The organism is Streptomyces sp. NPDC054883, assembly GCF_053610645.1.
This window is the reverse complement of record NZ_JBSGYT010000051.1, coordinates 43,373-57,278: the sequence shown is the minus strand read 5'-3', so window position 1 is coordinate 57,278 and position 13,906 is coordinate 43,373. Positions and strand designations below refer to the sequence as shown.

Here is a 13,906-nt window from a genome sequence, read left to right as displayed (position 1 = left end):
ACCCTGTGGGAGAGTAGGACGCCGCCGAACAATCATTGTGGGAAAGCCCCGCACCAGCCCCTTCCGGGGGGCACGGTGCGGGGCTTTTCTGCGTTCACTGGCCGGCCCGCTATATGCGTGCGGTGTGCAAGAGAGCATGGTTGGATCCGTTGCTATGGATAAACACGTGATACGGCCGGTGCGGAGCGACGAGTGGGAGAAGGTGAAGGAGCTGCGGCTCGTCGCGCTCCGGGATCCGGCGGCAGCCGTCGCCTTCTTGGAGACGGTGGAGCAGGCCGGGGCGCAGCCGGACGAATTCTGGCAGGGGCGGACGGAAGGGGCCAGTCAGGGCCGGGGCGCGCGGCAGTTCGTCGCGGAAGCGGCTGACGGGCGGTGGGACGGGTCGGTGACCCTGCTGGTCGAGGGGGCCGGCGTGCCGGACTACTTCGGTGAGCTGGTCGAGCAGGAGCAGGGCCACCTGGTGGGGGTCTTCGTGCGGGCCGAGCAGCGGGGGACCGGCTTGACGGAGGCGTTGTTCGAGACCGCGCTGGAGTGGGCGTGGTCGTTGGAGGAGCCGGCTGTGGAGCGCGTACGTCTCTTCGTACACGAGGAGAACGCGCGGGCCGAGGCCTTCTACCGGCGGTTCGGCTTCCGGGAGAGCGGGGTGACGGTGCCGATGCCGGGGGATCCGGGCGGGGCGAAGGAGCGGGAGTACGTGTTCGTGCGGCCCGAGCAGCGCTAGTGGTCGAGGCGGGGGCCGACGGGGGTGAACTCGGCGGCCTCCGGCCAGCGGGCGCGGGCCTGTTCCCGGCTCCGGCAGAGGGCGAGGAGGGGGAGCGTGTCGTCCTGGAGCAGCTCGGGGAGCTGCGGGATGGGGGCGACCGCGGCGACGTCCTCCAGGATGAGAGTGAGTGGTGGGTCGAGCCGACCGTGGGATGACCTGGCGGCCATGCGACGGCCGTGCTCGACCACGCTTGCGGCGAGTGCGGTGAGCAAGGGCATCGCACCCGGGTGGGTACGGGGGTCTTCCAGGGGTTCACCCACCACGTAAAGGGTTCCCCCCTCGGTGACGAACGATGCCAGGGTCAGCGTGTCCGTTCGATTGGGATTGCACGCCTCGCGGATGTGGACCGAGCTGAGGCAGGAGAGGGCGCGGGCCGTCAGGTGCTGGGCCTGCTCGCGGCGTTCGGGGTGGGCGGTGAGGGCGCTTTCGAGTTCGCCCGCGGCGCCGGGGGTGGCCTGCGGGTGGGTGCGGAGGATGCGCACCGGGTCCTGGACGTTGGTGCCCTGCGCCCAGCGGTGGAGCTGCTTGAAGGGGCGGTCGTCGAGGGCGGCGGCGTGGAGCCAGCTGCGGAGGAGCGTTTCCGCCGTGTCGGCGATGGCGGCGTCCATGCGGGCCTGGGGGCGTACCGGGGCCAGCAGGGCGGTGGCGCGGGCGGCGGCGGTGTCGCGGGCGGCGCAGCCGTCGGTGGGGTTCCAGTGCATGCGGGCCGGGGTGTCGCAGAGGTGCGAGGGGTCGTAGAGGAGGACCGGGCCGAGTTTGGCGCGGGCGTCCTTGGTGGCGGACCAGAGGGTGGGGGAGGAGGTGACGACGAGGGCTGCGCCTTCTGTTGCGGCGAGGAGGGTGGTTGCCGCGGTGTGGCGGGTGGGAGGTGGGGCGTAGGTGAGGCGGGGGGTTGGGGCGGAGGCCGGTGGCGGGGCCGGTGCGGAGGCCGGTTCCGGTGCCGGTGCGGGCACGAGTGCCGGTGCGGCGCCGTTGCTGGGGGCGCTGCCCCCAGGCCCCCGCGCCTCGAACGCCGGCGGGGCTGGGAGGGGCGCCTCGAACGCCGGCGGGGCTGGAGTTGGCGGTGGGGCTGGGAGGTGGCGGCGGGTGCGGGTGCGGGTGATGACGCCCATCGTGAAGATCGTGAGGACCAGCAGGATCAGGAGCTGGCTGATGAAGAGGCCCCAGAAGAGCCCCCAGCCGGAGAGGGCCGTGGGGTCGGTGTCGGGCCAGGCCGCGGCGATGTCGTGGGGTTGCGCTATCAGCGCGCGGACGGCCCCCGGGGTGCGGGTGAAGGTGACCGTGTCCGGCCAGGCGCCCTTCGCGAAGAGGGCTGCCAGGCCGGTGCTCGACCAGATCAGGACGGCCAGGCCGAGGAGGAAGGCCAGGAGGCCGATCAGGACCCCGTCGGGGATGCCGCCGGTGCGCGCGGGCGGGTCCGTACGTCGTGGGTCGGGCATGGTTACGCCACCGTGGTCGCCGAGCCGGGGCCGCCGTTGCGGTGGCGTTCCATGCGCAGGGCGCGCTGTTCCGCTTCGAGTTCGGCGGCCAGCAGGTCTTCGGGGAGCTGCGGGACCGAGGATTCCGTCATGGCGCGGTCGGTGTAGACGAGGGGGCGTTCGGCTTCGGTGATCAGGTGTTTGACGACCTGGACGTTGCCGTTGACGTCCCAGACGGCGATGCCGGGGGTGAGGGTCGGGATGATTTCGACGGCCCAGCGCGGCAGGCCGAGGACGCGGCCGGTGGCGCGTGCCTCGTCGGCTTTCTGGGCGTAGATGGTGCGGGTGGAGGCCATTTTGAGGATGGCCGCGGCCTCTCGGGCCGCTGCTCCGTCCACGACGTCCGAGAGGTGGTGGACGACGGCGACGAAGGACAGGCCGAGGCGGCGGCCGAACTTGAGGAGGCGCTGGAACAGCTGGGCCACGAAGGGGCTGTTGATGATGTGCCAGGCCTCTTCGACCAGGAAGATGCGCTTCTTGCGGTCCGGACGGATCCAGGTGTGTTCCAGCCAGACGCCGACGATCGCCATGAGGATCGGCATCGCGATGGAGTTGCGGTCGATGTGGGACAGGTCGAAGACGATGAGCGGGGCGTCGAGGTCGATGCCGACGGTGGTGGGACCGTCGAACATGCCGCGGAGGTCGCCGTCGACCAGGCGGTCGAGGACGAGGGCGACGTCGAGGCCCCAGGCCCGGACATCGTCTATGTCGACGTTCATCGCTTCGGCGGATTCGGGTTTCGGGTGGCGCAGTTGTTCCACGATGTCGGTGAGGACGGGCTGGCGGTCGACGATCGTTTCGACGACGTAGGCGTGTGCGACCTTGAGGGCGAAGCCGGAGCGTTCGTCCAGGCCGTGTCCCATGGCGACTTCGATGATGGTGCGGAGCAGGGCGAGCTGCCCGGTGGTGGTGATGGCCGGATCGAGGGGGTTGAGGCGGATCCCGTCGTCGTTGGCGGCGACGGGGTCCAGGCGGATGGGGGTTATCCCCAGCTGCTGGGCGATGAGGTTCCACTCACCGACGCCGTCTTCGCCCTGGGCGTCGAGGACGACGACCTGGCGGTCGCGGAAGCGGAGCTGGCGCAGGACGTAGGTCTTCTCCAGGGCGGACTTGCCGTTGCCGGATTCGCCGAGGACCAGCCAGTGGGGGGCGGGGAGCTGTTGCCCGTAGAGCTGGAAGGGGTCGTAGATGTAGCCCTTGCCGCTGTAGACCTCGCGGCCGATGATGACGCCGGAGTCGCCGAGGCCGGGGGCGGCGGTGGGCAGGTAGACGGCCTGCGCCTGGCCGGTGGAGGTGCGGACGGGCAGCCGGGTGGTTTCGACCTTGCCGAAGAGGAAGCTGGTGAAGGCGTCCGTCAGAGCGGACATGGGATCTCGCATGGGCGGCACTTCCCTCCAGCTAGCGTCGGATGCCGGTGGCGAACGGCAAGGTGTTGACGAAGGCGCGGTGGTGCTCGCGGTCGCACCATTCGAGTTTCAGGTAGGACTTGCCGGCCGAGGCGCGGATGGTCCGCTTGTCGCGGGCGAGGGCCTCGGGTGAACGCGAGGACACCGTGATGTACCCGACGAGGTTGACTCCTGCCGCACCGCTGGCCAGATCTTCACCCCTCTGGTCGAGCCGGCCGTGGGCGGCGATGTCGCGGGGGTCGACGGTGCGGTTCATCTTGGCGGCGCGGCTGGCGTCGGCCTCGTCGTTGGTCTTCTCGGTGAGCATGCGCTCGATGGCCACTTCGGTGGGCTCCAGGTCCATGGTGACGGCGACGGTGCGGATGACGTCGGGGGTGTGGACGAGGAGGGGCGCGAGGAAGTTGACGCCGACGGGGGTCATCGGCCATTCCTTCACCCAGGCGGTGGCGTGGCACCAGGGGGCGCGGGTGGAGGACTCGCGGGTCTTGGCCTGGAGGTAGGTGGGTTCGACGGCGTCGAGTTCGGCGGGCCAGGCGTTGCGCTTGGTCATGGCCTGGATGTGGTCGATGGGGTGGTCCGGGTCGTACATGGAGTGCACGAGGGAGGCGAGGCGGCCCTGGCCGAGGGGCTGACGGACGCGGATGTCGGCTTCGGCGAGGCGGGCGCAGATGTCGGTGAGTTCGCGGGCCATGACGATGGCGAGTCCGGCGTCCCGGTCGAGTTTGCGGCCCTTGTGGGGGGTGGAGGCGCGGGCGATGGTGTGGGCCTCGGCGGCGAGTTCGCGCGTGTAGTGCATGCAGGCGACGAGGTAGGCGCGGTGCTGCTCGGAGGAGGTGGAGACCATCGACTGGAGCTGGTCGTAGGAGTCGCGCAGCCAGGCGGGGGCCTTGGTGTCGCCGCGCTGGGCGACGTCCTTGGCGTGGGCGTCGGGGTCGGCGGGGAGGGTGCGGGCGAGCATCTGGAGGCGGGTGACGAAGCCGTCGCCGTTGGCGACGTGCTTGAGGAGGGTGCCGAAGCGGTCGACGAGGGCTTCTTGGTCCTCGCTGTCGCGCAGGCCGACGCCGGGTCCTTCGATTTCGATGGCGGCGGTGACGGTCCTGCGGTCGGCGTGGAGGAGGACGGCGATCTCGTCGGGGCCGAAGGGTGCGGCGAGCCAGTTGATGCGGCCGATGCCGGGGGGCGGCCCGACCTCGACCTCGCGGCCGTCGGCGGCGCGGACGCCGGCTTCCATGGCGCCGGAGCGGTAGGCGGCGCCGCGGCGCAGGGTGCGCTTGTAGCTGCGGTTGATCTCGAACCACTTGTAGAAGGTGCGGCCCTTGTAGGGGACGTACACGGCGGCGAGCGCGAGCAGGGGGAAGCCGGCGAGGCTCACGATGCGCAGGGCGAGGTCGGGGACGAGCAGTCCGCTCATCATGCCGAAGAACGCGCCGACGATGATCAGGGCGATCTCGCCGGTTTCGCGGTTCTTGCCGACGATCGCGTTCGGCCGGGCACGGCCGATGAGATACGTGCGGCGGGGCGCGACCGGGTGGAGCTGGTGGGACTGGGTCGTCAACGCCCGTCACCTCCTGTGTTCCTCGTACTCGATCCAGTGCGGGGCGCGGGTGCGGCGGAGGGGACAGTTCCGCCGCCGGATCCGCCGCCGGAGGTCGGGCGGCTGCTGTGGGCGGCCACGCCTCCGGAGAGGGGGTTGGCGGGGCGGGGGGCGCCGCCGCCTTCGCCACCGGCGCGGTGGGCGCCGCGGCTGCTGTGTGTCTTGATGCCCTGGGAGACGAGGGAGGCCGGGGAGCTTATGACGGCGGCCGCCTGGGCGCCGTCGGTGGCCTTGCTGCGGTTGGAGCGGGCGGAGGCGATCTCGTCGCCGAAGCCGGGGACGAAGCGGTAGATCATGGCGGAGGCGAAGATCGCCAGGAGGATGATGGCGAGGCCGGAGACGACGGCGGAGAAGGCGTCGGGACCCTTGTCCCCGGCCAGGGCCCCGGCGAGGCCGAGGACGATGACGATGACCGGTTTGACGAGGATGACGGCGATCATGATGCCGGCCCAGCGGCGGACGTGGCCCCACATGTTGCGGTCGACGAGGCCGGCGTAGACGACGGTGCCGAGGAGGGCGCCGACGTAGAGGAGTGCGGCGCGGATGACGAGCTCCAGCCACAGGACGCCGGCGGCGAGGACGGTGACGAGGGCGACGACGATCAGCATGATCGGGCCGCCGCCGATGTCATCGCCCTTCTTGAGGGCCTCGGCGAAGGAGCCGAAGAAGACGTCGCCCTGGCCGCCGGTGGCGGTGGCGATGACTTGGGTGACGGCGTCGGTGGCGGAGACGACGGTGTAGAGGATGAGGGGGGTGAAGGCGGAGGCGAGGACGGTGAGCCAGAGGAAGCCGATGGCTTCGGACATGGCGGTGGTGAGGGGGACGCCGCGGATGGCGCGCTTGGCGACGGCGAGGAGCCACAGCACGAGGGTGAGGATGGTGCTGGCTGCGAAGACGACCGCGTACTGCTGGAGGAAGGCGGGGTTGGTGAAGTCGACGGTGGCCGTGCCCTTGATGGCTTCGCCGAGCTTGCCGATGATCCAGGCGGCGGCGTCGGCGCAGCCCTTGGCGAGGGAGGCGAGGGGGTTGATGGCGTCGGGGGTGTTGGTGGTGAGACCGGTGTTGGGGCTGCCGGTGGGGCTGCCGCCGACGCTGCGCTCGCAGGATTCCTTGAGCGGGCCGATGACCCCTTCGCACTTGCCGGCCCCGGGGGCGGACGTGCTGGGAGTGGGGGTGGGTGCGGGGCTGGGTGCCGCTGTGGCCCGGGCGGCGAGGAGGACCAGGCAGACCTGGAGGGCTGCCGCGGCGGCGCCGATACGGCCGGCCGCGCGCGAGCGGCCCGAGGGCGTGCGGGCTGCGGTGCGGGTGCCGGCGGCGGCTGCCAGGGACGTTCCGGCCGAGGGGGCGACGCGGCTACCGGGCATAGGTGAACCCTCCGAACTCCTTGACGGCCTTGCTGATGTCGTCGGACGTGGAGGCGGGGACGTCGCCGGGGACGGGGGCGGGGCCGTCCTGTTGGGTGTCGGCGTTGACCTTCCAGTCCTCGCCGGCCCAGGTCAGCTCGAACGTCCAGGTCTTCCAGGTGGTGCGCACCGGGTCGGTCGACTTGGGGCCCGACATGCCGAGCAGGCCCGTGTACCAGACGGCGACCTTCGCGTTGGTGGGGCTGTAGCTCTCGACGCGGGTGCCGATGGGGACGGCGCGGGTGACGAAGGTGCTGCCCTGGGGCGGGTTGCCGTCGGCGTCGAGGCCCAGGCCGGCGAGGAGTGCGGGGGAGTAGGCGGTGTCCTGGGTGCCCTTGCGGGCGGCCGCCGCCGCGGGGGTGTAGACGGTGTCCATGATCGCGTGGCGGAGGTCCCGCTTGAGCATGGCGTCGGAGCCGAGGGCGACCGTGTAGTTGGCGGCCGCGGACTGGGCGCCCTGTTCGGTGTGGGCGAAGCCGCGGGGGATGCCGTTGGTCTTGGTGTCCACCGGTTGGGTGCCCGTGGCGGAGGTGGGGGTGGCGGCCGGGGCTTTGTCGGAGGAGGGGGGCGGTGTGGTGTCCCCCGACTGGTTCGCGAACGCGATGGCGGCGATGAGGAGGACGACGACGCCGACCACCGTGATCAGCCCGCGGGAGGCGCGGGGAGCGCGGCGGGGGGTGCCGTAGGGGTCGGAGGGGGCGTCCGGGAGGCGGGTACGGGTCTGGCCCGTGCCGCCGACTTCGCCGTGGCCGCCGCCACCGTACTGGTCGTCGCTGCTCATTCCGTGTCCGCCCCCTCCGCGTCGTACGACGGTAGCGCTCGTGGCCGCGTGGCCGCGGTGTGTTGATTCGCCATCAGGTACGACGGCCGCCGGGCGGCACGGCTAGACGGCCATTCCGTAGACGATCGTGAAGAGGGTGCCCAGGGAGCCGATGATGAAGACGCCCGTGAGTCCGGCCACGATCAGGCCCTTGCCCTGTTCCGCGCTGAACGTGTCGCGCAGGGCGGTCGCGCCGATGCGCTGTTTGGCCGCGCCCCAGATGGCGATGCCGAGGCAGAGGAGGATCGCGACGGCCATGACCACCTCGACCATGACCTTCGCTTCGTTGCCGAGACTGCCGAACGGCCCCCAGTTCGGGGCGATTCCGCCGATGATGGTGGTGATGTCGCCCTTTTCGGCTGCCAGGATCATGTAACTCACCGCCCCAGTATGGGTAGTTCCGGTAGCCCGTGCCCGACGGCAGGGGTTACGCACTATCTTCGCTGATGAAACCGGCCTCGTCGTCGACTTGGCGGCTCTCTTTACCCGATCTCCCGGGCCGGCCCCGTCTCGTTGCCCTGACCCGGGCGGGGCGGTGTGTATACGGAAGAACGTATGGTCACTCTGTGTATCACGCTGGGTGACGCCGGGCAATGATTGCCGTCCCGGCGTGCGGCGGACCCGATCGAGTGGCGGCTGTTCGGCGGAGCGGCGCGAGGGGGGCGCAGTGGGGCGCGGTGGGGGCGGCCGGCTCAGCTCCAGTGGGAGGGGCGGGTCAGGGACGGGGGGATGCGGGTGGTGGGGGAGCCGTGGGCGGCGTTGAGCTGGGGCTGGGTGAGGAAGAGGGCGTCGCGCAGGTCGGCGCCGCGGAGGTCGGCGTCGCGCAGGTCCGCGCCGATCAGGTCGGCCGTGCGGAGGTCGGCGCCGGAGAGGTCGGCGGCTATCAGGTAGGCGCCGCGCAGGTTGGCTCCGCGCAGGTCCGCGCCCTTGAGACGGGCGCCCATCAGGTCGGCGCCGCGGTGGTTCTTCTTCCGGCCGGGGGCGCTGGCCCGGACCAGCTCGCTCGTCTTGAGGAGCAGGGTGTTGATCTCCTGGCGCAGGACGCCGGCGTCGAAGGGGGCGAGGGTGTCCGCGTCGGCGAAGGTGGCGTCCGTGGTCGTGGCGAGCGCGGCGCGCAGGTCCTCGTGGAGGGGGGCGGCCGCCGGGAGGGCGAGGGCCTCGGTGAGGTAGCGGAGCAGCTCGTGCAGCTGCCGCATGACGGGGAAGACCTCGAACATCTGGCGGGCGGTGCCGGGATGGGTGCGCCAGTCGCGGCCGCCGAAGGTGACCTGGGAGACCTGCTGGCCCGCGCCGAAGCAGTCGAAGACCGTGCAGCCCTGGAAGCCCTTGTCGCGCAGTCCGGTGTGGACGCCGCAGCGGAAGTCCTGCCGGAGGTTCTTGCAGGGGGTGCCCGCGGGTTTGTTCACGGCGAAGTCGGTGGACTTGGCGAAGGGCAGGGCGACGCAGCAGAGCGCGAAGCAGTCGGCGCAGTCGGCGTGCAGGGCGGGGGTGGGGTTGGTCGGCACCCGTCCATTGTCCCCGGTCGCGGGGAAGGGGTGGTGCCGGTGGTTACCTGTGGGTAGCGTGCGGGGCATGGGTGCTGCTGAGGGGTTCTTCGAGCGGGTCGACACCGGGCGTTTCGTGGCCACCGCCTTCACCCGCGGGCCGTGGGACGAGCGCTCCCAGCATGCCGGGCCGCCGGCCGCGCTGCTCGGGCGGGCAGTCGAGGAGCGGCCCGGGGCCCGGGCGGACATGCGGATCGCGCGGATCACGTACGAGATCCTGCGGCCGGTGCCGATCGGCGCGCTGGAGGTCACCACCAGCGTGGTGCGCGCCGGCCGCGGTACCGAGGTGGTGGAGGCCGCCCTCGCTCCGGCGGGGGCCGCGCCGGTGATGCTCGCGCGGGCGCTGCGGATCCGGGTGGCGCCGGAGGCGGTGCCGGCGGTGGCGCCGGGGCCGGAGCTGCCTCCGCCCGGCGAGGTGGCGGAGACCCCCTTCGAGCTGCCGTGGGAGACGGGCTACCACACGGCCATGGAGACCCGCTTCGCCGCCGGCGCGTTCGCCGAGCCGGGGCCGGGCACCTGCTGGATGCGCATGAGGGTGCCGCTGATCGCGGGGGAGGAGACCCGTCCGCTGGACCGGGTGCTGATCGCCGCCGACTCGGGCAACGGCATCAGCGCCGTGCTGGACTTCGGCAGCTACCTCTTCGTCAACGGTGACCTCAGCGTCCACCTGCACCGCCATCCGGTGGGCGAGTGGGCGTGCGTGGAGGCCCGTACGAGCGTGGACGCGGCCGGGATCGGTCTCGCCGACGCGCGGCTGCACGACGAGAAGGGACCCATCGGGCGCAGCGCGCAGAGCCTGTTCGTGGCGCCGCGGTAGGGGCACCCGGGCGGGTCCTGCGCGGGGCGGGGAGCCGACGTATCCGGACGATTTCGCCTGGCACTTGGCCGGGAAGGCCTGGAAGGCTTTTCCGCCCGCCGGCCACCCCGGAGACTGGACGGGGCGTCCTGCGACGTCGGGGACGGCCGGAACGGGTACGCGAGCGTCGGCTGTTCCGGCTTCCGGGTGGGTTAGTCAGGTTGTCGGCGCGGGAGACGGGAATGACCCGTCGAAAACGTGCGCGGTGGGGGAGGGTTGACGGGTGCGCAGATTCTGGATGGCAGGCGGGATCGGAATCGGAGTGGCCCTGAGCTTCCTCGTGCTGCTCGTCGTCGGAACGTATTCCGCGGCGGCGGGCCTGGTGGGCGCGGGAGCGGGCGGCAGGGCGCTGGGGCTGGCGAAGGGCGCCGTGCCGGGGAAGTACCAGGCGCTGGTGCAGAAATGGGGCACGTTATGCCCGGCGATCAGCCCGGCACTGCTGGCGGCGCAGCTGTACTCGGAGAGCGGCTGGAACCCCAATGCGGTCAGCCCGGCGGATGCCCGGGGGATCGCGCAGTTCATCCCGGGCACCTGGGCGGGGCACGGGGTGGACGGCGACGGTGACGGCGACCGCGACATCTGGGACCCCAACGACGCGATCCCGTCGGCGGCTTCGTACGACTGCGAGCTCGCCAAGGACGTGGCCGGGGTGGGCGGCGACGCCACGGGGAACATGCTCGCGGCGTACAACGCGGGCTCCTACGCGGTCATCAAGTACGGAGGGGTGCCTCCGTACAAGGAAACGCAAGGGTACGTAAAGGCGATTACCACACTGGCAAAGAGCTTCGAGCGGCCGCTCGGCCGGGTCTCGCCGTCGCAACAGGCCTCAGGGGCGTTGTATTTCGCGCAGAAGCAGCTGGGGACGCCGTATCTGTGGGGTGGCAACGGAACGCCCGACCAGGACGGACGGTTCGACTGCTCGGGGCTGACCAAGGCGGCGTACGAGTCGGTGGGCGTCGAGCTGCCCCGGGTGGCGAACGACCAGTACAACGCCGGACCGCACCCCTCGCGGGCGGAGCTGCTCCCCGGGGATCTGGTCTTCTTCTCCGACGATCTGACGAACTCTCGGGACATCCGCCACGTGGGGATCTACGTGGGTGGCGGCTACATGATCAACGCCCCCTACACGGGAGCGGTGATCCGCTTCGACAAGATCGACACCCCCGACTACTTCGGTGCGACCAGGGTTACGAAGGACGGCGCCGAGGCGCTTCCGGAGCGTGCGGCGGATGCCCGGGCGGCGTCGTGACGGTCCGTTAAGCATGGGCCCTGAGCTGCGACGATCAGTCACTCTTGGATAACGTTGGAGTGATCATCCCGTGGAGAGTGGAACGTACGTGCCACGACGGGCGTTCCATGGGCACAGGAGCTGATCGGCGGAGGTTGACGGAGCGTGCGCCGGGTGCGTCCGCACGGACCTAGGCAAGGGCAAGGGACCGCATCACCATGGCTGGACTCACGACCGGTGGGCCGAACGTGGATGTAAGCCTGCTGTACGAGATCAACGGCCTGGCCCGGCGTGCGCCGGACTGGATCGACCGCGCGGTGAGCGTCATCGGCGACTACGGGATCCCGCTGGCGCTGGTCCTGCTGGTCCTGTGGTGCTGGCGCGGGGTCCGGCGGCAGGACGAGGCGAGCGCGGCCGAATCGCTGGCCGCGCTGGTGTGGGGGCCGCTGGCGGCGGGGATCGCGCTGCTGGTGAACGTGCCGCTGCGGGAGCTCGTGGGGCGGCCGCGGCCGTACCTCCAGCACGAGGGCCTGGAAGTGGTGGGCGGGACGGGCGGCGCGGGGTTCGGCGGGGCCGGGTTCTCGTTCGTCAGCGGTCACGCGACGCTGGCGATGGCGCTGGGCGTGGGGATCTTCCTGGCGAACCGGCGGTTCGGGCTGGTCGGGATCGGGCTCGCGCTGCTGGAAGGCCTGTGCCGGGTGTACATGGGCGTGCACTACCCGACGGACGTGGTGGGCGGGCTGGCGCTGGGTACGGCGGTGGTGCTGGTGCCGGCGCCGCTGGCGATGGCGGTGCTGGGGCCGGTGTTGCGGGGGCGCGGGCGGGCTGGTGTGGTGGCGCGGCCGGTGGTGGGGGCCGGGGTTGAGGCGGGGGTGCGGGAGAAGGACCTGGCGGCGTAGGCCCTGCCGGGCAGGCGGCTGAGGGTTCTCGGGCCCCGCCCCCGGGATGGTGGGTGCGGCGCCGTTGCGCGGAGCGGCCCCGGCTGCGCCGGGCCTTCCGGGGCTCCGCCCCGGGCCTCGCGCCTCAAACGCCGGCGGGGCTGGATGGGGGCTCCGCCCCGGGCCCCGCGCCTCAAACGCCGGCGGGATGGGGGCTCTGTCCCCGGCCCCGCGCCTCGAAGGCCGGCGGGGCTGGATTTTGCCCCGCCGGGGCTGACAAGACCGCCTCGAACGCCGTTTGCCCCGGAGGGGCTGGGGAGCGGGCGGGTCAGCCGGGGTGGGGAGGCCAGAGGGTGAGGGCGGTGGCCAGCAGGAGGCAGAGGGCGGCGGCCGTGAAGAGGAGGCGGATGGCCGGGGGGCGGCGGCGGGTCATTCGTCTTCCGGGTCGTCACGGCGGTAGCGCGAGCGGAGCCACAGGCCCGTCGCCACGGCCGCTGCCGTGGTGACGCCGATGGCGAGTGCCACGTCGGCCGGGCCGTCCGCCGAGCCCACCGGGCGGGCCCACGCCGCGGCCGGGGTCATGGCGACGAGCGACAGGGCCCAGAGGAGCGCCGCGAGACGGAGTCCCCGTCGGGGTGCTGGCATGAGTCAAGGGCAACCGGTGGCGGGCGGCCCGGCCAGCCGGGGCCGTCCGAACGGGCGACGCGCCCGGCTACCCCGCCGCGTGCCCGGTGGCGTCCCTGCGGGCCAGGTCTCTGGAGCGCCGGGCCGGGCCGGTCCAGCCGCAGCTGCAGACGGCCAGGCAGAACGCGCCGCGTTCGGCGGTGCTCGTGGTGTGCGCGGGCTCCCCCGGATCGCGGGGCAGCGGCACCGCGGTAAGCGGAGGAGTCAGGCTCGCTTCGGTGTGCGGGTCCACCCCACCACGGTACCCGGCCGGGTCCCGCTCCGGTAACGCCGCAGCCCGTGACGGGAAATCCCGGACCTCGTTAAACGGAACGGGTGGGGCCTCGGGCAAACAGCGGGCACGCGTTGGGGGTTGGCAGGCGATGGTGGTGCACCAGCACAGGCGGCGACGAGGGCGTGCGGGTGAGGCGGTGCTTGCCGTCGGCATCGCGGTGACCGTGGCCGTGACGGCCGGCTGCGGCGGCCCCGCGAGCGGTGACGACAGGCCCCCGCAGGACCCGGCCGCGGTGGTCCGCGGCGCCGCCGACGCGCTCACCGGCGCGGGCAGCGCGCAGGCCCGTACGGCGATGGAGATGGCGACCGGCGGGACCCGGGTCACCATCCGCGGCGAGGGCGGGGTCAACTTCAAGAGCCGGATGGGCCAGCTGCTGGTGATGCTCCCGGCCGATGTCACCGGGAAGGCGGAGCACCGGCCCATCACCGAACTCCTCGTCCCCGGCGCGCTGTACATGAAGAACCGGGGGGCGGGCGTCCCCGCCGACAAGTGGGTGCGCGTGGACACGACGAGCCTCGCCGACGGGAACCTCGTCACCGGCGGTGCCACCGACCCGTTGGCCGCGGTTGAGCTGCTGCGGGGCGCGCAGCAGGTCACGTACGTCGGCGAGACCGACCTCGCGGGCACCAAGGTGCGGCACTACCAGGGCACCACCGACATCGCACGGGCCGCGCGGAGCGCCTCGCCGGGGGTCAGGGGCGCGTTGGAGGCAGCGGCGAAAGGGTTCAGCAAGGACACGGTCCCGTTCGACGCCTATCTGGACATGGAGGGGCGGCTGCGCAAGGTCCGGCACCGATTCAGCTACGTCAACAATGGCGTGATCGATGTGTCGTCGACCACGCTGCTGTACGGGTTCGGCACGCCGGTGACGGTGAAATTGCCGCCAAGCGGGGACATTTACGCCGGGAAGATCGCCGAGTAGCCGGGCCGTGCGGCGCCGGCCGCGCGATCGGGCCATGGCCCGGTATCCGGAAATGG

General features: G+C 72.1%; 14 protein-coding genes. 5 read left to right on the top strand and 9 right to left on the bottom strand.

Features of this window, described 5'->3' with window-relative positions:
• The first annotated feature begins 154 nt into the window (after nt 1-154).
• Nucleotides 155-721 carry a GNAT family N-acetyltransferase gene (locus ACWGH1_RS29205; RefSeq protein ID WP_453357624.1) on the top strand — a complete coding sequence of 189 codons (567 nt, stop codon included), beginning with the start codon at nt 155-157 and terminating at the stop codon, nt 719-721.
• Here ACWGH1_RS29205 and ACWGH1_RS29200 read toward each other — a convergent pair.
• The 7 genes from ACWGH1_RS29200 to ACWGH1_RS29170 form a co-directional block, all read right to left on the bottom strand.
• Nucleotides 718-2,202 (bottom strand): type VI secretion protein, encoded by a 1,485-nt coding sequence (locus ACWGH1_RS29200; RefSeq protein ID WP_453409154.1) that lies wholly within the window; start codon nt 2,200-2,202, stop codon nt 718-720. The genes ACWGH1_RS29205 and ACWGH1_RS29200 overlap by 4 nt on opposite strands.
• A 2-nt stretch (nt 2,203-2,204) precedes the next feature.
• Nucleotides 2,205-3,620 carry an ATP-binding protein gene (locus ACWGH1_RS29195; protein WP_453356139.1) on the bottom strand — a complete coding sequence of 472 codons (1,416 nt, stop codon included), beginning with the start codon at nt 3,618-3,620 and terminating at the stop codon, nt 2,205-2,207.
• A 19-nt stretch (nt 3,621-3,639) separates the two neighbouring features.
• On the bottom strand, nt 3,640-5,202 hold the full coding sequence (locus ACWGH1_RS29190; RefSeq protein WP_453356140.1) for an SCO6880 family protein: 1,563 nt from the start codon (nt 5,200-5,202) through the stop codon (nt 3,640-3,642).
• A complete protein-coding gene (locus ACWGH1_RS29185) occupies nt 5,199-6,605 on the bottom strand; it encodes a hypothetical protein (RefSeq protein WP_453409153.1) in 1,407 nt (468 codons plus the stop codon). Before ACWGH1_RS29185 ends, ACWGH1_RS29190 begins: the two co-directional genes overlap by 4 nt.
• Complete coding sequence (locus ACWGH1_RS29180) at nt 6,595-7,425, bottom strand: hypothetical protein (RefSeq protein WP_453355698.1); 831 nt, start codon at nt 7,423-7,425, stop codon at nt 6,595-6,597. The genes ACWGH1_RS29185 and ACWGH1_RS29180 overlap by 11 nt, the downstream gene beginning before the upstream one ends.
• Before the next feature lie 102 nt (nt 7,426-7,527).
• Complete coding sequence (locus ACWGH1_RS29175; RefSeq protein ID WP_136213834.1) at nt 7,528-7,836, bottom strand: hypothetical protein; 309 nt, start codon at nt 7,834-7,836, stop codon at nt 7,528-7,530.
• 320 nt (nt 7,837-8,156) lie between these two features.
• Nucleotides 8,157-8,969 carry a pentapeptide repeat-containing protein gene (locus ACWGH1_RS29170; protein ID WP_453355697.1) on the bottom strand — a complete coding sequence of 271 codons (813 nt, stop codon included), beginning with the start codon at nt 8,967-8,969 and terminating at the stop codon, nt 8,157-8,159.
• 67 nt (nt 8,970-9,036) lie between these two features.
• Between ACWGH1_RS29170 and ACWGH1_RS29165 the strand changes: the two genes are divergently transcribed.
• The 3 genes from ACWGH1_RS29165 to ACWGH1_RS29155 all read left to right on the top strand — a co-directional run bounded on the left by ACWGH1_RS29165 (nt 9,037) and on the right by ACWGH1_RS29155 (nt 11,991).
• On the top strand, nt 9,037-9,825 hold the full coding sequence (locus ACWGH1_RS29165) for a thioesterase family protein (protein WP_453355696.1): 789 nt from the start codon (nt 9,037-9,039) through the stop codon (nt 9,823-9,825).
• A gap of 277 nt (nt 9,826-10,102) precedes the next feature.
• Nucleotides 10,103-11,113, top strand: a complete 1,011-nt coding sequence (locus ACWGH1_RS29160) for a C40 family peptidase (protein ID WP_453355699.1) — start codon at nt 10,103-10,105, stop codon at nt 11,111-11,113.
• A gap of 197 nt (nt 11,114-11,310) precedes the next feature.
• A complete protein-coding gene (locus tag ACWGH1_RS29155) occupies nt 11,311-11,991 on the top strand; it encodes a phosphatase PAP2 family protein (RefSeq protein ID WP_453355695.1) in 681 nt (226 codons plus the stop codon).
• A gap of 408 nt (nt 11,992-12,399) precedes the next feature.
• Here ACWGH1_RS29155 and ACWGH1_RS29150 read toward each other — a convergent pair whose 3' ends face one another.
• Together ACWGH1_RS29150 and ACWGH1_RS29145 are read right to left on the bottom strand one after the other, a co-directional pair.
• Nucleotides 12,400-12,615, bottom strand: coding sequence for a hypothetical protein (locus tag ACWGH1_RS29150; protein ID WP_453356343.1), 216 nt, complete (start codon nt 12,613-12,615; stop codon nt 12,400-12,402).
• 67 nt (nt 12,616-12,682) lie between these two features.
• Nucleotides 12,683-12,862: a hypothetical protein gene (locus ACWGH1_RS29145; RefSeq protein WP_453356344.1), complete on the bottom strand. Its 180-nt coding sequence runs from the start codon at nt 12,860-12,862 to the stop codon at nt 12,683-12,685.
• A gap of 154 nt (nt 12,863-13,016) precedes the next feature.
• Between ACWGH1_RS29145 and ACWGH1_RS29140 the strand changes: the two genes are divergently transcribed.
• Nucleotides 13,017-13,850 (top strand): hypothetical protein, encoded by an 834-nt coding sequence (locus tag ACWGH1_RS29140; RefSeq protein WP_453356342.1) that lies wholly within the window; start codon nt 13,017-13,019, stop codon nt 13,848-13,850.
• Nucleotides 13,851-13,906: the final 56 nt, after the last annotated feature.